Source organism: Enterobacter sp. JUb54, from assembly GCF_014298075.1.
GTDB lineage: Bacteria > Pseudomonadota > Gammaproteobacteria > Enterobacterales > Enterobacteriaceae > Klebsiella > Klebsiella lignicola.
This window is the reverse complement of the sequence record NZ_CP060418.1, coordinates 437,792-461,191: the sequence shown is the minus strand read 5'-3', so window position 1 is coordinate 461,191 and position 23,400 is coordinate 437,792. Positions and strand designations below refer to the sequence as shown.

General features: G+C 59.4%; 18 protein-coding genes. 11 read left to right on the top strand and 7 right to left on the bottom strand.

What is annotated here, in order from left to right:
• The first annotated feature begins 124 nt into the window (after positions 1-124).
• Together HF679_RS02020 and HF679_RS02015 are read left to right on the top strand one after the other, a co-directional pair.
• A complete protein-coding gene (locus HF679_RS02020) occupies positions 125-877 on the top strand; it encodes a helix-turn-helix transcriptional regulator (protein ID WP_187042542.1) in 753 nt (250 codons plus the stop codon).
• Positions 878-960: 83 nt separating this feature from the next.
• Complete coding sequence (locus HF679_RS02015) at positions 961-1,866, top strand: proline iminopeptidase-family hydrolase (RefSeq protein ID WP_123755077.1); 906 nt, start codon at positions 961-963, stop codon at positions 1,864-1,866.
• A 41-nt stretch (positions 1,867-1,907) separates the two neighbouring features.
• Here the strand turns inward: HF679_RS02015 and HF679_RS02010 are convergent, their stop codons facing one another.
• Positions 1,908-3,023 carry a succinylglutamate desuccinylase/aspartoacylase family protein gene (locus HF679_RS02010; protein ID WP_187042541.1) on the bottom strand — a complete coding sequence of 372 codons (1,116 nt, stop codon included), beginning with the start codon at positions 3,021-3,023 and terminating at the stop codon, positions 1,908-1,910.
• 14 nt (positions 3,024-3,037) lie between these two features.
• Between HF679_RS02010 and HF679_RS02005 the strand changes: the two genes are divergently transcribed.
• Positions 3,038-3,493 carry an Lrp/AsnC family transcriptional regulator gene (locus HF679_RS02005; RefSeq protein ID WP_123755517.1) on the top strand — a complete coding sequence of 152 codons (456 nt, stop codon included), beginning with the start codon at positions 3,038-3,040 and terminating at the stop codon, positions 3,491-3,493.
• Here HF679_RS02005 and HF679_RS02000 read toward each other — a convergent pair whose 3' ends face one another.
• From HF679_RS02000 to HF679_RS01980, 5 genes are all read right to left on the bottom strand, one after another.
• Positions 3,494-4,219, bottom strand: coding sequence for an ABC transporter permease (locus tag HF679_RS02000; protein ID WP_123755079.1), 726 nt, complete (start codon positions 4,217-4,219; stop codon positions 3,494-3,496).
• Positions 4,216-4,908: an ABC transporter permease gene (locus HF679_RS01995; RefSeq protein ID WP_154144239.1), complete on the bottom strand. Its 693-nt coding sequence runs from the start codon at positions 4,906-4,908 to the stop codon at positions 4,216-4,218. The genes HF679_RS02000 and HF679_RS01995 overlap by 4 nt, the downstream gene beginning before the upstream one ends.
• 64 nt (positions 4,909-4,972) lie before the next feature.
• Complete coding sequence (locus HF679_RS01990; protein ID WP_123755081.1) at positions 4,973-5,746, bottom strand: ABC transporter substrate-binding protein; 774 nt, start codon at positions 5,744-5,746, stop codon at positions 4,973-4,975.
• A 29-nt stretch (positions 5,747-5,775) separates the two neighbouring features.
• The gene (locus HF679_RS01985) at positions 5,776-6,537 is read right to left on the bottom strand and encodes a dimethylarginine dimethylaminohydrolase family protein (protein ID WP_187042540.1); all 762 of its coding nucleotides are present in this window, start codon (positions 6,535-6,537) and stop codon (positions 5,776-5,778) included.
• A gap of 186 nt (positions 6,538-6,723) precedes the next feature.
• Positions 6,724-8,265 carry an EAL domain-containing protein gene (locus HF679_RS01980; protein WP_187042539.1) on the bottom strand — a complete coding sequence of 514 codons (1,542 nt, stop codon included), beginning with the start codon at positions 8,263-8,265 and terminating at the stop codon, positions 6,724-6,726.
• A gap of 347 nt (positions 8,266-8,612) precedes the next feature.
• Here HF679_RS01980 and HF679_RS01975 point away from each other — a divergent pair, with 347 nt between their 5' ends.
• The 8 genes from HF679_RS01975 (at position 8,613) to yegS (ending at position 22,580) form a co-directional block, all read left to right on the top strand.
• Positions 8,613-9,860: an MdtA/MuxA family multidrug efflux RND transporter periplasmic adaptor subunit gene (locus tag HF679_RS01975; RefSeq protein WP_123755085.1), complete on the top strand. Its 1,248-nt coding sequence runs from the start codon at positions 8,613-8,615 to the stop codon at positions 9,858-9,860.
• The gene (locus HF679_RS01970) at positions 9,860-12,982 is read left to right on the top strand and encodes an MdtB/MuxB family multidrug efflux RND transporter permease subunit (RefSeq protein ID WP_187042538.1); all 3,123 of its coding nucleotides are present in this window, start codon (positions 9,860-9,862) and stop codon (positions 12,980-12,982) included. Before HF679_RS01975 ends, HF679_RS01970 begins: the two co-directional genes overlap by 1 nt.
• Positions 12,983-16,060 carry a multidrug efflux RND transporter permease subunit MdtC gene (gene mdtC / locus HF679_RS01965; RefSeq protein ID WP_123755087.1) on the top strand — a complete coding sequence of 1,026 codons (3,078 nt, stop codon included), beginning with the start codon at positions 12,983-12,985 and terminating at the stop codon, positions 16,058-16,060.
• 1 nt (position 16,061) lies between these two features.
• Positions 16,062-17,486, top strand: a complete 1,425-nt coding sequence (locus HF679_RS01960) for an MFS transporter (protein WP_187042537.1) — start codon at positions 16,062-16,064, stop codon at positions 17,484-17,486.
• Entirely contained in the window at positions 17,483-18,994 is a 1,512-nt protein-coding gene (gene baeS / locus HF679_RS01955) for a two-component system sensor histidine kinase BaeS (RefSeq protein ID WP_123755089.1), read from the top strand. The genes HF679_RS01960 and baeS overlap by 4 nt, the downstream gene beginning before the upstream one ends.
• Complete coding sequence (baeR, locus tag HF679_RS01950; RefSeq protein ID WP_123755090.1) at positions 18,991-19,713, top strand: two-component system response regulator BaeR; 723 nt, start codon at positions 18,991-18,993, stop codon at positions 19,711-19,713. Before baeS ends, baeR begins: the two co-directional genes overlap by 4 nt.
• 260 nt (positions 19,714-19,973) lie before the next feature.
• Positions 19,974-21,335 carry a tRNA 5-hydroxyuridine modification protein YegQ gene (gene yegQ / locus HF679_RS01945; RefSeq protein ID WP_123755518.1) on the top strand — a complete coding sequence of 454 codons (1,362 nt, stop codon included), beginning with the start codon at positions 19,974-19,976 and terminating at the stop codon, positions 21,333-21,335.
• A gap of 351 nt (positions 21,336-21,686) precedes the next feature.
• Positions 21,687-22,580 carry a lipid kinase YegS gene (yegS, locus tag HF679_RS01940; RefSeq protein WP_154144235.1) on the top strand — a complete coding sequence of 298 codons (894 nt, stop codon included), beginning with the start codon at positions 21,687-21,689 and terminating at the stop codon, positions 22,578-22,580.
• A gap of 45 nt (positions 22,581-22,625) precedes the next feature.
• On the opposite strand, the gene HF679_RS01935 is transcribed toward yegS, so the two are convergent.
• On the bottom strand, positions 22,626-23,399 hold the full coding sequence (locus HF679_RS01935; RefSeq protein ID WP_123755092.1) for an ABC transporter ATP-binding protein: 774 nt from the start codon (positions 23,397-23,399) through the stop codon (positions 22,626-22,628).
• Position 23,400: the final 1 nt, after the last annotated feature.

The following is a 23,400-nucleotide window of genomic DNA, read 5'->3' as shown; positions in this document are numbered from 1 at the left end:
GCAAAAATACTAGTTTTACGCCGCGTCGGGACGGCACCGGAATTGCATACCTATGAGCGAGCACCGGACGGTTTTGCACAAATCGTGCCCGTCGCGGATCTCGGTTTAACCTGAAGGGGGTTTTATGCGACTGGAGTTTGAACGCCCCGGCAGCGCCCGGGCGACCAGCCTGGATGAGGCATTCGGCGGGCTTTTTCAGCAAACCCGCACTCTGGGATTCGACGCGGTCATTTACGACTACACGCCGGTCCCGCGCTCGCTGGAGGGGGAGCTGATTACGCCGTCATTACTGAAGACGTACAACGTGCCGGAAGATATGCGCCAGCTGTGGTGCGAGCGCGGCTATTACCAGCTGGATCCGGTGCAGCACTGCGCGCTGGCGAGCTGCGCGCCGTTTGTCTGGTCCTATCAACACCCGGATAACAGCATGCTGCGCGGCAGGCTGGATACCGACGCCGCCGCCGTTACCGACTATATGCGCGAACACAATATGCCCTGCGGCGCCACGGTTCCCCTGCATCTGCCTAACGGCGGGTTTGTGACCCTCACCGGCATCCACACCGGCCAGCGTCAGGAGCGGGAAATCAACGCGACCCTCGCACAGCTGATGCTGCTGGCCCACCAGTTTCAGGAGTCCGCCTTCCCGCTGTTCGACAGCACCATGCTGACCTGTCGTCACGTGAAGTTAAGCAACCGCGAGCGTGAATGCCTGGCGTGGTCCGCCGAGGGGCTGACCGCCAAAGAGATTGCCCGCAAGCTGCATCGCTCGGTAGCGACGGTGACGCTACATCTGAATACCGCGGCGAAAAAACTCGGCGCCAGCAACCGCGTGCAGGCGGTGGTCCGCGCCCTGCACTACCGCCTGCTCGACAGTTAAGAACTAGCATTTTTGCTAGTGTTCAGCCGCGGTGACCAGCCTTTACCCTGAAAGCCGGTCCACTGAGCAGGGAAAGAACATTCATGTACACCATTAGCGAAGGCTACGCGCCGTTTCGGCAGTATCAAACCTGGTTTCGTGTTTGCGGCGATCTCCATAGCGGCCTGACGCCGCTGGTGGTTGCCCACGGCGGACCTGGGTGTACGCATGATTATGTCGACGCGTTTCGCGATATCGCCCTCAGCGGGCGGGCGGTGATCCACTACGATCAGTTAGGCAACGGGCGCTCGACCCATCTTCCGCAGCAGCCCGCCGACTTCTGGCAGCCGGCGCTGTTTCTCGATGAACTGGCTAACCTGCTGCAGCATCTGGAGATTGCCGATAATTACGCCCTGCTTGGTCAGTCGTGGGGCGGAATGCTGGGGGCGGAACACGCCGTGACGCAGCCGTCGGGGCTAAAGGCGCTGGTAATCGCCAATTCTCCGGCCTCAATGGCGCTGTGGCTACAGGGGGCGGCGGCCCTGCGGGCGCAGCTGCCCGCCGGGGTCCAGCAGACGCTACAGGAACATGAAGCGGCGGGCACGCTGGACAGCCCGGCGTATAAAGCGGCAAGCCAGGTGTTTTATCAACGCCACGTCTGCCGCCTGGATCCCTGGCCGGCGGAAGTGCGGCGCACCTTTGACGCGATGGATGCCGACCCGACGGTGTATCACGCGATGAACGGCCCCACCGAATTTCACGTCATCGGCAGCATGAAAGCGTGGACCATTATCGACCGTCTGGCGCACATCCAGGTTCCGGTCCTGCTGATTTCCGGGCGTTACGACGAGGCTACGCCGGAGGTGGTGCAGCCCTTTATGGACCACATTCCCGACGTGCGCTGGACAATATTCGAAGAGTCCAGCCATATGCCGCACGTGGAAGAGCGCGCGTTATGCATGCAGACGGTGAACGATTTTCTCGACGACGTGCTCCCAGTCCGCCGATAGCCACCGACAGCGGGAAAACCGTGAGTTCACTCTCTGGCGTGTTACATCGCCAGTCCGCCACCGCCGCTGAAGGGCTGTTCGCCGGCGATTTTCATCACTTCGGCACCGAAGGTCACAAACGGCGCCCGACGGCTGGCGTAGATCAGCCCGCCGGCCTGCGGGCGAACGGATTTGATCATATCGGTCAGCGGGTCGACAATTTCGGCTACCACATCATCGGCGCTGACCCACTCGCCGGGCTGTTTCAGCTGGACCAGAATCCCACTCGCCGGGGCGGTGACAATCTCTCCGGCGCTAAACGGCAGCATCACCGTCTGCTGCTGCGGGACCTCCGGACGATCGCCGGCCAGCACGCCGCGAAATTGCAGGTAGCGATAGAGCCGCTCGGCATCCTGACGCGCCACCTCATGATTGACCTCCTGCTGGCCTCGCAGCTCGACGGTCACCGCCATGCAGCCGGGCTGCCGTGGCAGTTGGGGAAACGGGGCCGCCAGACGCTGCCAGGGCAGCCCGCAGGCTTCATCGAATGAGTTACCGCCGCTCTCCTGCGACAGCAGCACCGTGCCGATCCCAAGAAAAGCGGCCAGTACCCCGGCCTCTGGCTGCCAGGCCGGATCGGCGTACATATGTAAAATGGCCTGGTCGTCGCAGTGCAGATCCAGCACGACATCCGCATCGCAGGCCAGGCTCAGCAGATGATGGCGCAGCGCCTGCACTTCGCTACGTACCGGCTCCGCGGCCAGCCCATCGCGCATCGCCTGGCGTACCCGTTGCCGGTAATTATCGTGCGTCAGCGGCGCTGCGTCCTGCAACAGGGGTTGCGCCAGGCGGGCCAGGTCGGGAAAATCACGATTAAAGTTGCGGCCGCTGCCGAGGTCAAAGCGCCCGATGCCGCTGTTGAGCATCACCTGGGCCAGTCCCGGCGGGTTTGCCACCGGAACGAGGATAATTTCACCGCGCAGCTCGGCGCGCCGTTCCGCCTGGCACAGTAATCTTTTAAGATAGTGCAGCACCAACATGCCCGGGATTTCATCGGCATGCAGCCCTGCCTGGAGATAGACTTTCTCCCCGACGCCGGGTTCGCCAAAATGAAAATGCGTTAATTGCCGCTGCCCACCCAGGGCATGTTCGGGTAAGGTATAGTGTTTAATTTTCATTGGACGTCCTCTTTGTGGAAAAGAAAGCCCGGCTTGACCGTATCGATCATAAGATCCTTGAAATCCTGCGCCGGGATGGCCGCATTTCTTATCAAAAGCTCTCGGAGCAGGTAAACCTCACCGCCCGTCCTTGCCTGGAACGCGTACGTGGCCTTGAGCGCGATGGAATTATCAGAGGCTACAGCGCGATTATCGATCTCCCCGAGCCGGAGCATGCCTTCGTGGTGCAGGCGCAGATTGCGCTGGCCGACCATGGCCGCTCGCAGCCGGTATTTGAACAGGAGATGCGCCAGACCCCGGAAGTGCTCGACTGCTGGCTGGTCAGCGGCAGCTTTGACTTTCTGGTGCGCATCGGCTGTCGCAGCATGGCCCACTACTGCCAGCTGGCGGACACCTGGCTGACCAGCAAAAAATTCCGCGTCGATAAAATCGTGACCCTGACCGAACTTCAGGCGATTAAACGCTCCTGATCACGAGCGGCGGGCAAACGCCAGCCAGCGTCGTTCGGCGCGTGAAAAAGCGAATATCAGTAAAAAAGTGCACAGCAAATAGAGCGCGGCGGCCATCAGGAACGGAATAAACGGCGAATAGGTGATGGCATAAAACGCCCGCGCGACGCCGGTAATATCGAGCAGCGTGACGGTGCTGGCCAGCGACGTGGCATGCAGTAAAAACACCATCTCGTTATTCAGCGCCGGAATACCCCGCCGCAGCGTCGCCGGCAGCACCAGACGACGAATAATTTGTCCTTTGCTCATGCCGTAGGCTTCACCGGCCACCCACTCCTGACGCGGGAAGGTCATCATCATCCCTGCCAGCAACTCGGCCACGTAAGCGGCCGTATTCAGCACCAACGCTAAGGTGGCGCAGAAGGTCGCATCGCGGAACAGCAGCCAGAACGGCCGATCGTTTTGCCAGCCCAGCTGGACGATATCGAACTGCGACAGCCCGTAATAGATCAGCATCAGTTGCAGGTAGAGCGGCGTGCTGCGAAAGAACCAGGTGCAGCCGCGAATCGGCCAGGCCAGCAGTCGCGGGCCGTACACCTGGATGACCGCCATCACTACCGCCAGCACCATGCCGGGAACGATAGACAGTAAAAACAGTTCCGCCGTCACCGCCAGCCCGCTCGCCGAGCCGTTGCCGTCGCTCCACAGGTAGCCCGGTAGCGCATCGATAAAAGTCTGCAGGTTCATAGTGCCGCCCCCGCCGTCGAAGAGCGCAGCGCGTAGCGCTTCGCCAGACGATTAAACAGCCAGCTGGACAAGGCGGTGATCACCATATAAATCAGCGACACGAGGAAGTAGAACAAAAACGGCTTCTGCGTGGCGCGCCCGGCCTGTTCCGCCAGCCACACCATATCTTCTAAACCGAGGATCGACACCAGCGCCGACGCTTTCATCAGCCCCAGCCAGTTGTTATTGATACCCGGAATGGCAAAACTCAGCATCTGCGGCAGCATCACGCGCCGAAAGACCGTCCACGGACGCATGCCGTACGCTTGTGCCGCTTCGGTCTGCCCCCGGTCGACGGTCAGAAAGGCCCCGCGAAAGGTTTCGGTGTAGTAGGCACCAAACACAAAGCCAATCGCCAGCACCCCGGAAATAAAGGTATTGAAGCGAACCGGCCCGAACCCGACCAGCCCCAGCAGCGTATTCACCAGCATCTCGCCGCCGAAAAACAGCAGCAGCATAATGACCAGCTCCGGAATGCCGCGCACCAGCGTGGTATAGCCGGTCGAAAACCAGCGTAGCCAGCGCGGCCCGAACAGCTTAATCAGCGCATTCAGCAGCCCTAACAACAGCGCCACCAGCAACGAAACCAGCATCACGCACAGCGAAAGCCCCGCGCCGCGCAGCAGTAACGGTAAATAGTCTGCAACCATATTCTGTCTTCCACCCGTGTCGTAAAGGGGCGCCGATCGCCGACCGCGCCCTCCCCTTCACGGCTTATTTGCCGTAGATATCAAAGCTGAAGTACTTTTTCTGAATGGCCTCGTAGGTGCCGTCGGCGCGGATTTGCTTAATCGCACCGTTCAGGGCATCGCGCAGCGCCGGATTGTCTTTATTCACCGCAATGCCGACGTCGGACGAGATACTGCCATCGCTGATAACCGGGCCGGCGAAGGCAAACTTCTGCCCGCGCGGGGTATCGATAAAGCTGGTGGCCGCCTGAATATTGTCCTGCAGGGAAGCATCGATACGCCCGGAGAGCAGATCGAGATAAACGTTATCCTGGTTGGCGTAACCGACGATTTTCACGCCATGGTTGGCCCAGTGGGTTCTGGCGTAGGCTTCATGGGTTGAACCGGTCTGTACCCCGACGGTCTTGCCCTTGAGGCTGGCGGCATCTGGCTGCAGCGGGCTGCCTTTGCGCGCCACCAGCTGCGCGGCGCTACGGTAGTAGCGGTCGGTGAAATCCACCTCTTTCTTGCGCTCATCGGTAATGTTCAGCGAGGCGATAATGGCATCGAATTTATGGGCGTTGAGCGCGGCAATCATGCTCTCGAACGGCTGCTTCACGAAGACGCATTTCGCTTTTAGCTGCGTACAAAGGGCGTTGGCAATATCAATGTCAAAGCCGGTGATCTCGCCGCTGGGAGCAAGGACATCAAACGGTGGATAGCCACCGTCCACCCCAAAGCTGATGGTGTCAAACTGCTGTGCGGCCAGCGGTGCGCTCAGCGCCATACAGGCCAGTAAAGCGGCAATGCGTGTTTTCATATCGGTTACCCCTGATGTCAACGGTGTGGCTAAAAGCGCAGTGAAAGGCAGGTCAGGCCGCCGTCCATTTTCTTAAATTCGCTGGTGTCGAGCTGCACCACCGGCATTCCCAGCTTGCTGATTTCGCCGAGGGTATAGGGGTAGCCCTGAGGCGTAATCAAGGTGTCGTTGATCCACAAGGTATTGCCGGCATACGCCTCTTCCTGCGGGATCACAATGGTATTGAAGCCGCTAAAGGCCGGGTGATGCAGGTAGCCTTCCGTCAGCAGCAACGTATTGCGCCCGACGTAGTTCACAATCGATTTCAGGTGCAGCCCGGCGCTCACTTCAATCGCGGTGACCTGGTAGCCGTGCGGTTCGACGGCGGAGGCAAACTCGCGGATCCCTTGTTCGTCGGTACGTGCGGTCAGGCCAACAAAAAACTGCTTGCCGACCAGCAGCACATCGCCGCCGTCCATATGACCCTGTTCGCTCATCTGCACCAGCGGGCGAAAACCGGCCAGCACCGGGGCGATGGTCGCCACTTCACCCTGACGGCTCGGCGCGCCAGGATGGGTGATCACCGCCAGCTCCGGCATCACTACCGCGGTATCTTCCACAAAGTGGGCATCCGGGTAATCCGCGGCGGCAGGCAGAACGGTGACTTTCAGCCCGAGCTGCAGCAAGGTTTCGACATAGGCAAGGAACTGGCGGGTCGTGCCGGCAATATCTGGCGCTCCGAGGCGGGCGGTGGTTTGGCCGGCGGCGCAGGTGGCGGCGGGCAGACGGGCAATAGCCTGGTTGAAATGCATAGAGAACCCTCAGGTGACAAATGAACGTTGCGCTTCCCGACACGCGGGTAAAGCAACGGGTTTTCTTGATTATCAAACAGATATTGTCACCGGTCCGGCTGAATAGCCGGTCAGGATTGTCGATTTACGCTGTATATTGTGTGCAAACGACGCATTCCGCTGTCGGCGGATGACCTTTATCGCCCGCTACGGTTCCGCGTTTTGCGCACGCAGCGGAAGCGGTTCAGTCAGCAGCAACGCGCAGAGTTTTTCAATCGGCATCGACTTGTAAAAATACCATCCCTGAATCAGCGCGTTCTCATCGAAGGATTTGACAAACTCATAGTCGGTTTTGCTTTCTACCCCTTCAAAGACAATTTGTTTATTGAGCTGGCAGACGATCTCCAGAATCGAGCTCAGAATCGTGCGCTTGTACTCATTCTTCAGGCCGTTTACGAAAAACTTATCCAGCTTAATTTCATCGTAGAACACCTCGGTCAACCACAGCAGGTTGGAAGAGCCGGTACCAAAATCATCAAGGGCAATCCGCAGTCCCCGGTTCATCGCCTGCAATGAAAAGGCCGCGATCTTTTTATAGTACTCGCCGCTTCTTTCGGTAATTTCAATTTTAATCTGCTGCGGGCGAATATCATGACGCTTGAGCACCCGCATCAGATTATCTAAAAAACGCGGATTGTTGATTTCACTTTTGCCGATATTTATCGCCAGGGTGAAACCCGCATCGGCCTGCAGAATGGTTTTCAGCTCACGGGTCGCCTTCTCAATCACCAGCGCCGAAATATCGTCGGAGACATTCAGCTGCTCCGCCATCGAAATAAACAGATCCGGCGGAACCTGGCCATAGATCTTGTCATGCCAGCGAACCAGCGCCTCCACGCCAACGATCTTTTCGTTTTTAGCGCAGACTAACGGCTGGTACTCCAGATCGATCCGCTGGTTGAGAATTGCCTTTTTCAAGCGAAATTCCAGCGAACGCCGTTCCGCAAGATAGCTCAGAATGGCGTAGAACAGCGCGGCCCCGACAATAAAGGCGACGATCGCTATTGCGGCGATAAGCAGCGGCGGGAGCGATAAAAAGCCCTGCTCTTTTTCTGCCAGACGGGCGCAGATATCGTATTTCTGGCTACAAAGACGGGATGCCGCCGCGGAACCGGCGGCGGTATTAGCGCTGACGTCATTGAGAAAAACGTGCTGACCATTACGGCTGGTTAATGAAAAATCGAGCCCCTTATAGCGCCGCACAAAACCACTGAAGGCAAACGAAGAGGTAAATGAGATCACATTGCCGTACTGGCTCATGTCCAGAACGACGCCATATGGCAGATAGTTGCGCACCCCTTTGTAAATGCTAAAACCGTTCGGCACGACATATTTTTCGTCAGGCAGCAGCAGCGGTTTATCGAGCACGCCCCAGTTGGCGGTACAGGCTATCCTGCCATTCTCAATAATGCCGAGGTCCTCGACGTTAGCGTACTTCCAGATAACCTCGCGCAGGGCGGCAATATCCTGCTTACGACAGCCCACAATCTCTCGGGTGTGAACACGATTAATGGACGAGACAATTTGCGTGGTGACCTCTTCAGCATGGCTGAGCAGTTCGTCACTCATATCATCTAACTGCGCGCGCTGATGCGATAACATCAGGCTGTTGGTCAGAAATGCGGAAAGAAGCACAGTGATGCTGCCGCCGGCCAGCAGCCATTTCTGTTTCTTAATAAATTTCATCATCCCTCCGCGACCCGCGCCAGATACCGGAATCCGCCTCGCAAACTCTTAAGCCAGGTGTCACAGTCCCTGCCACGCAGACCTATAATGTCGATAATAATGACAAAGCGGTGGTTATACCAGGCATCAGCACGCGAATGGGCCCCCTTATTAATCAGGAGGGAACGCGTTGTTGACCGCCAGATTACGGTCAGAAAACGCCCGCTTTTCTTTAACGTAAGCGGCTCATCGAAAAGCATTTTTTCCAGACAGTTCTGGACAGACTTTTCACAATTCCTCCATTTTTGCGGGGCGTTTGGTCACTAAAATAGTATCATTCCGCGAAACGCTTCAGGATGAGATAACAATAAATGAAAGGCAGTCACACAATTCGCTGGGGAACCGCACTGGCGGTGATTATTGTTGCCGGCGCAGCATATTGGTTCTGGCATAGTCGTGAAACCGCAAACGGTGCGCCGTCTGCGACGAATGGTCAACATCAGCAGGCCCCAGGAGGCGCTCGTCACGGGCGCTTCGGCGCGACGCTGGCACCGGTTCAGGCGGCGACCGCCACCAGCGAGTCGGTCCCGCGTTATCTCAGCGGCCTCGGCACCGTTACGGCGGCCAATACGGTCACGGTGCGCAGCCGGGTAGACGGTCAGCTGCTGGCGCTTCATTTCCAGGAAGGCCAACAGGTCAAAGCGGGGGATCTCCTCGCCGAAATCGATCCCAGCCAGTTTAAGGTGGCTCTGGCCCAGGCCCAGGGCCAGCTCGCTAAAGATAAAGCCACGCTGGCCAACGCCCGGCGCGATCTCACCCGCTATCAGCAGCTGGTGAAAACCAATCTGGTTTCACGTCAGGAGCTGGATACCCAGCAGTCGCTGGTCAGTGAAACAGAAGGCACCATTAAAGCCGACGAAGCCTCGGTCGCCAGCGCGCAGCTGCAGCTCAACTGGAGCCGCATCACCGCCCCGATTGACGGGCGCGTGGGCCTGAAACAGGTCGATATCGGCAACCAGATTTCCACCGGCGACACCACCGGTATTGTGGTGTTAACCCAGACCCACCCTATCGATGTCGTCTTTACGCTGCCGGAAAATGATATTGCGACCGTCGTCCAGGCGCAGAAAGCCGGGAAAACGCTGCAGGTAGATGCCTGGGACCGCACCAACAAACAGAAAATCAGCCAGGGCACCCTGCTGAGTCTGGACAACCAGATTGACGCCACCACCGGGACCATCAAGCTGAAAGCGCGCTTCACCAACCAGGATGACGCGCTGTTTCCGAACCAGTTCGTCAACGCCCGCATGCTGGTCGATACCGAACAGAACGCGGTCGTTATCCCAACCGCCGCCCTGCAAATGGGCAACGACGGCCACTTTGTGTGGGTCCTGAACGACGAAAACAAAGTCAGCAAGCATACCGTCACGCCGGGGATCCAGGACAGCCTGAAAGTGGTGATTACCGCCGGGCTCTCTGCCGGTGACCGCGTGGTCACCGACGGTATCGACCGTTTGACCGAAGGGGCGAAAGTGGAGGTTGTCGATCCGCACAGCGCGCCTGCCGCCACGGAAAAAGCCACCAGCCGTGAGTACGGTAAAAAAGGAGCACGCTCCTGATGCAAGTGTTACCCCCGAGCAGCACGGGTGGCCCGTCCCGACTGTTTATTATGCGTCCGGTCGCCACCACCCTGTTGATGGTGGCGATTATGCTGGCCGGGATCATCGGCTACCGCTTTTTGCCGGTCTCCGCCCTGCCGGAGGTCGATTACCCGACCATCCAGGTGATCACGCTTTATCCTGGCGCCAGCCCGGACGTGGTGACCTCGGCGATTACCGCGCCGCTGGAACGCCAGTTTGGTCAGATGTCCGGCCTGAAACAGATGTCGTCGCAAAGCTCAGGCGGCGCCTCGGTAGTGACGCTACAGTTTCAGCTGACGCTCCCGTTGGACGTCGCTGAGCAGGAAGTGCAGGCGGCGATCAACGCCGCCACCAACCTGCTGCCCTCCGACCTGCCGAACCCGCCGGTCTACAGCAAGGTTAACCCGGCGGATCCGCCGATCATGACCCTCGCCGTCACCTCCTCCGCCATTCCGATGACCCAGGTCGAAGATATGGTGGAAACCCGGGTGGCGCAGAAAATTTCCCAGGTCTCCGGCGTCGGGCTGGTGACGCTTGCGGGCGGCCAACGCCCGGCGGTACGCGTGAAGCTCAACGCGCAGGCCATCGCCGCCCTCGGACTGACCAGCGAAACCATCCGCACCGCCATCACCAGCGCTAACGTGAACTCGGCGAAAGGGAGCCTGGATGGCCCTACCCGTGCCGTCACCCTGTCGGCAAACGACCAGATGCAATCGGCGGAAGATTACCGTCGGCTGATCGTCGCCTACCAGAACGGCGCGCCGATTCGCCTCGGCGATGTCGCCACCATTGAACAAGGGGCAGAAAACAGCTGGCTTGGCGCATGGGCGAACAACCAGCAGGCCATCGTCATGAACGTTCAGCGTCAGCCGGGGGCCAACATCATCGCCACCGCCGACAGCGTCCGTGAAATGTTGCCGCAGCTCACCGAGAGCCTGCCGAAATCGGTCAAGGTCCAGGTACTCTCCGACCGGACGAACAACATCCGCGCCTCGGTCAGCGACACCCAGTTTGAGCTGATGCTGGCGATTGCGCTGGTGGTGATGATTATTTACCTGTTCCTGCGCAACGTCCCGGCCACCATTATCCCCGGCGTAGCGGTACCGCTGTCGCTGGTGGGGACCTTCGCGGTGATGGTGTTCCTCGACTTCTCGATCAATAACCTGACCCTGATGGCGCTGACTATCGCCACCGGCTTTGTGGTCGATGACGCCATCGTGGTCATCGAAAACATCTCCCGCTACATCGAAAAGGGTGAAAAACCCCTCGCCGCAGCGCTGAAAGGGGCCGGTGAAATCGGCTTTACCATTATCTCATTAACCTTTTCGCTGATTGCCGTGCTAATCCCGCTGCTGTTTATGGGCGATATCGTTGGCCGTCTGTTCCGCGAGTTTGCGATAACCCTGGCGGTGGCGATCCTGATATCCGCCGTGGTGTCGCTCACCCTGACGCCGATGATGTGCGCGCGCATGCTCAGCCACGAATCGCTGCGTAAGCAAAACCGCTTCTCCCAGGCCAGCGAGCGTTTCTTCGACCGCGTGATTGCGGCCTACGGGCGAGTGCTGAGCCGGGTGCTGAATCACCCGTGGCTGACCCTGAGCGTGGCCTTAGGCACGCTGGTGCTGTCGATTATGCTGTGGGTCTTTATCCCCAAAGGGTTCTTCCCGATTCAGGATAACGGCATTATTCATGGCACCCTCCAGGCCCCGCAATCGTCGTCCTTTGTCAATATGGCCCAGCGCCAGGAGCAGGTCTCTGCCGCAATCCTCAAGGATCCGGCGGTCGAGAGCCTGACCTCCTTCGTCGGGGTTGACGGGACCAACCCGGCACTGAACAGCGCCCGCTTGCAGATCAACCTTAAACCGCTGGATGAACGCGACGACCGCGTCCAGGCCGTTATCTCGCGTCTGCAAAAATCGGTCGACAGCATTCCGGGCATCGAACTGTATCTGCAGCCGACGCAGGACCTGACGATTGATACCACCGTCAGCCGAACCCAGTACCAGTTCACCCTGCAGGCCAACTCGCTCGACGCCCTCAGCACCTGGGTGCCGCAACTGCTGACGCGTCTTCAGGCGCTGCCGCAGCTTTCGGACGTCAGCAGCGACTGGCAGGATAAGGGTCTGGCGGCCTATATCAAGGTTGACCGCGACAGCGCCAGCCGGCTCGGCATCAGCATGGCCGATGTCGATAACGCGCTGTACAACGCCTTCGGCCAGCGGCTGATCTCCACCATTTACACCCAGGCGAACCAGTATCGCGTGGTGCTGGAGCACGACACCCGCGAGACGCCGGGGCTGGCGGCGCTGGATAATATTCGCCTGACCAGCAGCGATGGCGGCATCGTGCCGCTGAAATCCATCGCCAGCGTCGAACAGCGGTTCGCTCCGCTGTCGATTAACCATCTCGATCAGTTCCCGGTGACCACCATCTCGTTTAACGTGCCGGATACCTACTCGCTGGGCGATGCGGTGGAGGCGATCCTCGCCGCCGAACAGGCGCTGGATTTCCCTTCCGAGATCCGCACCCAGTTCCAGGGCAGCACTCTCGCCTTCCAGTCAGCGCTCGGCAATACCGTCTGGCTGGTGGTGGCCGCGGTGGTGGCGATGTATATCGTGCTTGGCGTGCTGTATGAAAGCTTCATCCACCCGATCACCATTCTGTCGACCTTACCGACCGCCGGCGTCGGCGCGCTGCTCTCCCTGTGGCTGGCGGGGAGCGAGCTGGACGTGATCGCGATCATCGGGATTATCCTGCTGATTGGTATCGTCAAGAAAAACGCTATCATGATGATCGACTTTGCGCTGGCCGCCGAGCGCGAGCAGGGTATGCCGCCGCGCGAAGCCATCTACCAGGCCTGCCTGCTGCGTTTCCGCCCGATTCTGATGACCACCCTCGCCGCCCTGCTCGGCGCCTTGCCGCTGATGCTCAGTACCGGCGTCGGCGCCGAACTGCGGCGTCCGCTGGGGATCGGCATGGTCGGCGGTCTGATGTTAAGCCAGGTGCTGACGCTGTTTACCACTCCGGTCATCTACCTGCTCTTCGACCGCCTGTCGCTGTACATTAAAAGCCGCTTCCCGCGACATGAGGAGGAGGCGTAAATGAAGTTTTTTGCCCTCTTCATTTACCGCCCGGTGGCCACGATTTTAATTTCGCTGGCCATCACCCTGTGCGGCGTGCTGGGTTTTCGCCTGCTGCCGGTGGCCCCCCTGCCGCAGGTGGATTTCCCGGTCATCATGATCAGCGCCTCGCTGCCTGGGGCTTCGCCGGAGACCATGGCCTCGTCGGTGGCGACGCCGCTTGAGCGCTCTTTAGGACGCATCGCCGGCGTGTCGGAGATGACCTCCTCCAGTTCGCTGGGCAGCACGCGCATTATTATGCAGTTCAATTTCGACCGCGATATCAACGGCGCGGCCCGCGATGTACAGGCGGCGATCAATGCCGCACAGAGCCTGTTGCCCAGCGGTATGCCAAGCCGCCCAACCTACCGTAAGGCCAACCCGTCCGACGCGCCGATCATGATCCTCACGCTCACCTCGGACACTTACTCCCAGGGCGAGCTGTACGATTTCGCCTCCACCCAGCTGGCACAAACCATTGCCCAAATTGATGGCGTCGGGGACGTGGACGTGGGCGGCAGCTCGCTGCCCGCGGTCCGGGTGGATCTGAACCCGCAGGCGCTGTTTAACCAGGGCGTTTCGCTGGACGCGGTGCGCACCGCCATCTCCGATGCTAACGTGCGCAAGCCGCAGGGCGCGCTGGAGGACCACAGCCAGCGCTGGCAGGTACAAACCAACGATGAGCTGAAAACCGCTGCGGAATATCAGCCGCTGATCGTGCACTACAACAACGGCTCAGCGGTTCGCCTCAGCGACGTCGCCACCATCAGCGATTCGGTACAGGATGTGCGCAACGCCGGGATGACCAACGCCAAACCGGCGATTTTGCTGATGATCCGCAAACTGCCGGAAGCCAACATCATCCAGACGGTGGACAGCATTCGCGCCCGCCTGCCGGAGCTGCAGCAGACCATTCCGGCGGCCATCGACCTGCAAATTGCCCAGGACCGCTCACCGACCATCCGCGCCTCGCTGGAGGAGGTGGAACAGACGCTGGTTATCTCGGTAGCGCTGGTGATCCTCGTGGTGTTCTTGTTCCTGCGCTCCGGCCGGGCGACGCTGATCCCCGCGGTAGCGGTTCCGGTGTCGCTGATTGGGACCTTCGCGGCGATGTATCTGTGCGATTTCAGCCTCAATAACCTGTCGCTGATGGCCCTGACCATCGCCACCGGTTTTGTGGTGGATGACGCCATCGTGGTGCTGGAAAACATCTCCCGCCATCTTGAAGCCGGCATGAAACCGCTGCAGGCAGCGCTGCAAGGTAGCCGCGAAGTCGGCTTTACCGTGCTGTCAATGAGCCTGTCGCTGGTGGCGGTCTTTTTACCGTTGCTGCTGATGGGCGGGTTGCCGGGGCGGTTGTTGCGTGAATTTGCGGTGACTCTGTCGGTGGCGATCGGCATTTCGCTGGCGGTCTCCCTCACGCTGACGCCGATGATGTGCGGCTGGCTGCTTAAGAGCAGCAAACCGTCTCAGCCGACGCGCAACCGTGGTTTTGGCCGGGTACTGGTCGCGATTCAGGGCGGCTACGGCACCTCGTTGAAGTGGGTACTCAAACACAGCCGCATTACCGGGCTGGTGCTGCTGGGCACCATCGCGCTGAGCGTCTGGCTCTATATTTCGATTCCGAAAACCTTCTTTCCGGAGCAGGATACCGGCGTGCTGATGGGCGGTATTCAGGCCGACCAAAGCATCTCCTTCCAGGCGATGCGCGGCAAGCTGCAAGACTTTATGAAAATCATCCGTGAAGACCCGGCGGTGGATAACGTGACCGGTTTTACCGGTGGCTCAAGGGTCAACAGCGGGATGATGTTTATCACCCTTAAATCCCGTGACCAACGGCACGAGACGGCGCAGCAAATTATCGACCGGCTGCGGCAAAAACTGGCGAAAGAGCCGGGGGCCAATCTGTTTTTAATGGCGGTTCAGGATATTCGCGTCGGCGGCCGTCAGGCCAACGCCAGCTACCAGTACACGCTGCTGTCAGACGACCTTGCGGCGCTGCGTGAATGGGAGCCAAAGATCCGTAAAGCCCTCGCCGCCCTGCCGGAACTGGCGGACGTTAACTCGGACCAGCAGGATAACGGCGCGGAAATGGACCTTATCTACGATCGCGATACCATGTCGCGGTTGGGGATCAGCGTCCAGGACGCCAACAGCCTGCTGAATAACGCCTTCGGTCAGCGGCAGATCTCGACGATTTACCAACCCCTGAACCAGTATAAAGTGGTGATGGAGGTGGACCCGGTGTATACCCAGGACGTCAGCGCGCTGGATAAGATGTTTGTCATCAACAGCGAAGACAAACCTATCCCGCTGTCCTACTTCGCCAAATGGCAGCCGGCCAACGCGCCGCTGTCGGTGAACCACCAGGGACTGTCGGCAGCGTCGACGATCGCCTTTAACCTGCCAACCGGTAAATCCCTGTCGGAAGCCAGCGAGGCCATCGACCGCACCATGACCCAGCTTGGAGTGCCCTCCAGCGTGCGCGGCTCCTTTGCCGGCACCGCCCAGGTGTTCCAGGAGACCATGAATTCGCAGGTCATTTTGATTCTTGCCGCCATTGCGACGGTGTATATCGTGCTCGGGATCTTGTACGAGAGCTACGTGCACCCGTTAACGATCCTCTCCACCCTGCCCTCGGCGGGCGTGGGGGCGCTGCTGGCGCTGGAGTTATTTGGCGCGCCGTTCAGCCTGATCGCGCTTATCGGCATTATGCTATTAATTGGGATAGTGAAGAAAAACGCCATCATGATGGTCGACTTTGCTCTGGATGCCCAGCGCAACGGCAATCTCACGCCGGAAGAGGCCATTTTCCAGGCCTGTCTGCTGCGATTCCGCCCGATTATGATGACCACCCTGGCGGCGCTGTTCGGCGCACTGCCGCTGGTGCTATCCGGCGGCGACGGTTCGGAACTGCGTCAGCCACTGGGGATCACCATTGTCGGCGGGCTGGTCATGAGCCAGCTGCTAACGCTCTACACCACGCCGGTGGTCTATCTGTTCTTCGACCGTCTGCGGTTACGTTTTTCGCGCAAATCCAACCAGCCGGTAAGCGATTAACATGACAGAACTGCCCGCCAGCGTACGCTGGCAACTCTGGATAGTGGCTTTCGGCTTCTTTATGCAGTCGCTGGATACCACTATCGTCAACACCGCCCTCCCCTCCATGGCCCGCAGCCTGGGGGAGAGTCCGCTACACATGCATATGGTGGTGGTTTCCTACGTGCTGACGGTGGCGATCATGCTGCCCGCCAGCGGCTGGCTGGCGGACCGGGTCGGCGTGCGCAATATTTTCTTCAGCGCCATTGTGCTGTTTACCCTCGGCTCCCTGTTTTGCGCCCAGGCTAACACGCTCGATCAGCTGGTCATGGCCCGGGTGCTGCAAGGGGTTGGCGGCGCGATGATGGTGCCCGTAGGTCGCCTGACAGTGATGAAAATCGTCCCGCGTTCGCAATATATGGCGGCCATGACCTTCGTGACCCTCCCCGGCCAGGTCGGGCCGCTGCTCGGTCCGGCCCTCGGCGGTATCCTGGTAGAGTATGCCTCCTGGCACTGGATCTTTTTAATCAACATCCCGGTGGGGATTATCGGCGCCATCGCCACCCTGTGGCTGATGCCGAACTACACCTTACAAACCCGGCGTTTTGATATTTTTGGCTTTATTTTGCTGGCGGCGGGAATGGCCACGTTGACTCTCGCCCTCGACGGTAAAAAAGGACTGGGGATTTCTCCGCTGCTGCTCAGCGCGCTGGTGGTCATTGGCGTCGCCTCAATCCTGCTCTATCTGTGGTACGCCCGGGACAACGATAACGCGCTGTTCAGCCTGAAGCTGTTTCGCAACCGCACCTTCTCCCTCGGGCTCGGCGGGAGCTTTGCCGGGCGCATCGGTAGCGGCATGCTGCCTTTTATGACCCCGGTATTCCTGCAAATTGGCCTCGGCTTCACGCCGTTCCACGCCGGGCTGATGATGATTCCGATGGTCCTCGGCAGCATGGGGATGAAGCGCATTGTGGTGCAGGTGGTGAACCGCTTTGGTTACCGCCGCGTGCTGGTGGTGGCGACCCTCGGCCTGGCGCTGGTCAGCCTGCTGTTTATGGCCGTTGCGCTGGCGGGCTGGTACTGGCTGCTGCCGGTGGTGCTGGTATTGCAAGGCATGATCAACTCCAGCCGTTTCTCCTCAATGAATACTCTGACCCTGAAAGACCTGCCGGATGAGCTGGCCAGCAGCGGCAACAGCCTGTTGTCGATGATCATGCAGCTGTCGATGAGTATCGGCGTCACCATCGCCGGGATCCTGCTCGGGATGTTCGGCCAGCAGCATCTGAGCGCCGACCCGGCAACCGTTCATCAGGTCTTCTTCTATACCTATCTGTGCATGGCGGCGATCATTGCGCTCCCGGCGTTTATTTTTTCCCGTGTGCCGGACGAGACCGGCAGCAACACCACCATCGCCCGTCGTAGCCGTCATAAAAGGAGTGAGCCGTGAAGTACTGGCGTCCGGGGATTACCGGCAAACTGTTTCTGGCCATTTTAGCCACCTGTATCGTGCTGCTTATCAGCATGCACTGGGCGGTGCGCATCAGCTTTGAACGGGGGTTCATCGACTATATCAAGCGCGGTAACGAACAGCGCCTGACCCTGCTGGGCGATGCGCTGAGCGAGCAGTACTCCCTGCACGGCAGCTGGAAATTCCTGCGCAACAACGATCGCTTTATTTTCCAGATCTTAAAATCGTTTGACCGCGAGAGCGACGATCGTGCCTCCGGCGGACGCCGAATGAACGGCGGCGGATCGCCCTACGATCGCCCCGGCCACGATGGCCCGCCGCCAGAAGGCCCACCCGACGGACCACCGGGCGGCCCACGCGGTCCCGGCCCGGATATGCCGCCGCACGGCTGGCGCACCATGTTCTGGGTTGTCGACCAGAAAGGCCGGGTGCTGGTCGGCCCGCCGGAAAAGCTGCCGGAAGATGGCACCCGACGCGACATTATGGTCAACGGCGTGCGGGTCGGCATGGTGGTGGCCTCGCCGGTTGAGCGCCTGACGCGCAATACCGATATCAATTTCGATCGCCAGCAAAAGCGCACCAGCTGGCTGATTGTCGCCCTCGCCACATTGCTGGCGGCGCTGGCGACCTTCCCGCTGGCCCGCGGCCTGCTGGCACCGGTGAAACGGCTGGTTGAAGGGACCCATCGTCTGGCGGCGGGGGATTTCAGCACCCGCGTTACCGCCACCAGCAGCGACGAGCTTGGCCGTCTGGCGCAGGATTTTAACCAGCTTGCCAGCACCCTTGAACGCAACCAGCAGATGCGCCGCGATCTGATGGCGGATATCTCCCATGAGCTGCGCACTCCGCTGGCGGTACTGCGCGGCGAACTGGAAGCGATTCAGGACGGCGTGCGTAAATTCACCCCAGACTCCATTACCTCACTGCAGGCTGAAGTCGCCACCCTCACCAAACTGGTGGACGATCTGCACCAGCTGTCGATGTCCGATGAAGGCGCGCTGGCCTATCAGAAAACCTCGGTCGACATCATTACCCTGCTGGAAGTGGCGGCGGGCGCTTTCCGCGAACGTTTTGCCAGCCGGGGGCTGAGCATCAAGGTGTCGCTGCCGGAAAGCGCGATGATTTTTGGCGATGGCGATCGCCTGATGCAGCTGTTTAATAACCTGCTGGAAAACAGCCTCCGCTATACCGATAGCGGCGGACAGCTGCTGATCAGCGCCAGCCAGAGCGGTCAACGCCTGATTCTGGATTTCGCCGACAGCGGTCCGGGGGTCAGCGACCAGCAGCTGGAGCGGCTGTGCGAACGTTTTTATCGCGCCGAAGGTTCTCGCAATCGTGCCAGTGGCGGCTCTGGGCTGGGGCTGGCGATCTGTGTCAATATTGTGGCTGCCCATGGCGGCAGCTTACGCGCCGACCATTCGCCTTTTGGCGGGGTTAGCATTAAAGTTGAGTTACCACTGGAACGTGATATATCGAGAGACGTATGAGTGAATTACCTGTTGATGAAAATACCCCACGCATTCTTGTCGTGGAAGATGAACCCAAACTGGGTCAGTTGCTGCTCGACTATCTGCTCGCAGCAGGTTATGCACCGACGCTGATTAATCACGGCGATCAGGTCCTGCCTTACGTTCGTCAAACCCCGCCGCATCTCATCCTGCTGGATCTGATGCTGCCGGGTACCGATGGTCTGACCCTGTGCCGGGAGATCCGTCGCTTCTCCGATGTGCCGGTGGTGATGGTCACCGCCAAAATTGAGGAGATCGACCGGCTGCTGGGGCTGGAAATTGGCGCCGATGATTATATCTGCAAGCCCTACAGCCCACGTGAAGTGGTGGCGCGGGTGAAAACCATTCTTCGCCGCTGCAAGCCGCGCCGGGATCTGCAGGCGCTGGATGCGGAAAGCCCGCTGATCGTCGATGAAGGCCGTTTTCAGGCATCATGGCGCGATAAGCTGCTGGATCTGACCCCTGCCGAGTTCCGCCTGCTAAAAACCCTCTCCCAGGAGCCGGGCAAGGTCTTCTCGCGCGAGCAGCTGCTTAACCACCTGTATGATGATTACCGCGTGGTGACCGACCGCACCATCGACAGCCATATCAAAAACCTGCGGCGCAAGCTGGAGTCGCTGGACACCGAACAGTCGTTTATTCGTGCGGTATATGGCGTCGGCTATCGTTGGGAAGCGGACGCCTGCCGGCTGGCGTAGTGAGCCGCCTGCCCGACTATTCCCGGTGGCGCTGTGCTGACCGGCTACAGGTTTTTGCAACCCGGTAGCCCCGCCTCCGGGGAAACGTCCGCGCCAACGGCCACGACCTTGCGCATTGATTAAACCCGACGGTTTACTCCCCTCCTCCACAGCGCTACAATGCCCGCCCTTAATGTGTGGGCACTCTCCCTGCGAGAGCGTCTCCCCAACTCGCCGCATCAGGTGTGGCGAATCTGACCTGTCATCAGAACGAGAAAATCATGTTTAAACCGGAACTCCTTTCCCCGGCGGGAACGCTGAAAAATATGCGTTACGCTTTCGCTTATGGCGCCGATGCCGTTTATGCTGGCCAGCCGCGTTACTCTCTGCGCGTGCGCAACAATGAATTCAACCACGAAAACCTGCAGCTGGGCATCAATGAAGCGCATCAGCAGGGCAAAAAATTCTACGTGGTGGTCAATATCGCGCCGCATAACGCCAAGCTGAAAACCTTCATTCGCGACCTCAAGCCGGTGGTGGATATGGGGCCGGACGCGCTGATCATGTCCGATCCCGGTTTAATCATGCTGGTGCGCGAGCACTTCCCAGAAATGCAGATCCACCTGTCGGTCCAGGCCAACGCCGTAAACTGGGCGACGGTTAAATTCTGGCAGCAGATGGGCCTCAGCCGGGTGATTCTTTCCCGCGAGCTGTCGCTGGATGAAATTGCCGAGATCCGCAGCCAGGTTCCCGAGATGGAAATTGAGATTTTCGTCCACGGCGCCCTGTGCATGGCCTACTCCGGCCGCTGCCTGCTTTCGGGCTATATCAACAAGCGCGACCCGAACCAGGGTACCTGCACCAATGCCTGCCGCTGGGAATATAACGTTTCGGAAGGCAAAGAAGATATCGTCGGCAACATCGTCCACCAGCAGGAGCCGATTCCGGTTCAGACCGTCGAGCCCACCCTGGGCGTCGGCGCGCCGACCGACAAGGTGTTTATGATTGAGGAAGCAAAACGTCCGGGCGAATACATGACCGCCTTCGAAGACGAACACGGCACCTACATCATGAACTCCAAGGACCTGCGCGCCATTGCGCACGTTGAACGCCTGACCCAAATGGGCGTGCATTCGCTGAAAATCGAAGGCCGAACCAAATCCTTCTACTACTGCGCGCGCACCGCTCAGGTTTACCGCAAAGCCATCGACGATGCCGCCGCCGGCAAACCGTTTGATGAAAGCCTGCTGGAAACTCTGGAAGGGCTGGCCCACCGCGGCTATACCGAAGGCTTCCTGCGCCGTCATACCCATGACGACTACCAGAACTACGAGTACGGCTATTCCCTCTCCGAACGCCAGCAGTTTGTCGGTGAATTTACCGGCGAGCGCAATGGTCAACTGGCGGCCGTGGCGGTGAAAAATAAGTTCTCCGTCGGTGACAGCCTGGAGCTGATGACGCCGCAGGGCAATGTCAATTTCACCCTCGAACATATGGTGAATGCCAAAGGCGAAGCGATGCCGGTCGCCCCTGGCGATGGCTATACCGTCTGGCTGCCGGTTCCGGAAGAGATGGAGCTGCAATACGCGCTGCTGATGCGTAACTTTGCCGGACAGAGCACCCGTAACCCGCACGGGAACTAAGGTACCCTGAATAATTCGAGCTGCAGGCAGCAAAACCAACTGACATGCAACTTGAAATAAGATGGTTTAGTAGGGTTATTTTTTCACGGAATAAAGATATTAGAAACGGATCACACACCGCTTCGCTTGAAGCGGGTATCATCCATTCTGCTGAAAAACATAACCCATAAATGCTAGCTGTACCAGGAACCACCTCCTTAGCCTGCGTAATCTCCCTTACGCGGGCTTATTTTTTTCCCCTCTGCTACAACCCAGGCCTGTCGTACTTCTCACGATAAGTGGTGCAAAATATCCATCCCCGGCGTCATGCGGTACACTTTCTGCATCTTGTGCAAAAAGGAAGCCATACCCATGTCCACGTTTCCAGCCAGCTTACTGATTCTCAACGGCAAAGGGGCGAACGACCCCCAGCTACGTGAAGCAATCACCCTGTTACGCGAAGAAGGCGTCGACATCCATGTCCGCGTGACCTGGGAAAAAGGCGATGCCGTCCGGTATGTCGACGAGGCCATACAGCTTGAGGTCGGTACGGTGATTGCTGGCGGCGGTGATGGCACCATCAATGAAGTCGCCACCGCGCTGGTTCAGCGTGAATGTCAGGCCGCGCTCGGGATTTTGCCGCTGGGCACCGCCAACGACTTCGCCACCAGCGTCGGCATCCCGCAGGATTTAGCCAGCGCGCTGAAGCTGGCGATTATTGGCCGTGACGTGGCGATAGACGTCGCGCGGGTTAACGACAAGACCGGCTTTATTAATATGGCCACCGGCGGTTTTGGTACCCGGATCACCACCGAAACGCCGGAAAAACTCAAAGCCGCGCTCGGCGGCATCTCCTATCTGATTCATGGCCTGATGCGCATGGATACCCTGAAACCCGACCGCTGCGAAATTCGCGGCGAGAATTTCAGCTGGCAAGGGAACGCGCTGGTGATCGGTATCGGCAACGGTCGTCAGGCCGGCGGCGGCCAGCAGCTCTGCCCGCAGGCGCTGATTAACGACGGCCTGCTGCACGTGCGGGTCTTTACCGGCGAAGAGCTCCTTCCGGCGCTGTTCACCACCCTGGCGAATCCCGACAACTCCCCGAACCTGGTGGATGGCGTATCGTCATGGTTTGAGATTTCCGCCCCCCATGAGATGACGTTTAACCTCGACGGTGAACCGCTCAGCGGCACACATTTCCGCATGGAAGTGCTGCCCGGCGCCCTGCGCTGCCGCCTGCCGCCGGACTGTGCATTGCTGAAATAACTCAAATTGCGCCGGTGCCTCATCCCTGATGCACCGGCATACTCCTCAGTAGGCGGCCACTTCGCGCGCCATCTCCCGGGTATAGCGCTGGCTGGCGGTAACCAGCATTTGCGTATAGGCCGTCTGCGCATCACCGTTGACCAGAGCATCCACCGTCAGCGTCTCAAGGATTTTGCCGTGCTGCATCACCGCCACCTTCTGGCACAGATGCGCTATCACCCCTAAATCATGGGTCACCATCAGATAGGTTAGGCGGGACTCCTGCTGCAGCTCCGCCAGTAGATTGAGGATTTCGGCCTGCACGGATACGTCCAGCGCCGAGGTCGGCTCATCCAGCAGCAGCACCTGCGGCTCCAGAATCAGCGCCCGGGCGATAGCCACTCGCTGGCGCTGACCGCCGGAAAGCTGGTGCGGATAACGGTCACGAAAAGCGCGGTTCAGCCCCACCCGATCCAGCAGGGTATTCACCCGCCGGTCGCGATCGCCGATGCCGTGGATCTGCAGCGGCTCTTCGAGGATATCACCGATGGTATGCCGCGGATGCAGCGATCCGTAGGGGTCCTGAAACACCATCTGCACCTGCCGACAGCGCTCGCGGCGAATCTGATGATCCAGCGCGTGGCCGTCGATCGACAGCGCGCCCTGCCAGTGGGTGAACAGCCCCGCCAGGCACTTCAGCACGGTGGTCTTCCCGGAACCGGACTCTCCCACCAGCCCGTAAATCTCCCCCGGCTGCACCTGAAAACTGACGTCGTACAGCACCTGGTTACGCTTCTCACCTTCGCCAAACACCAGGTTCAGGTTGTTAACTTCAATCATC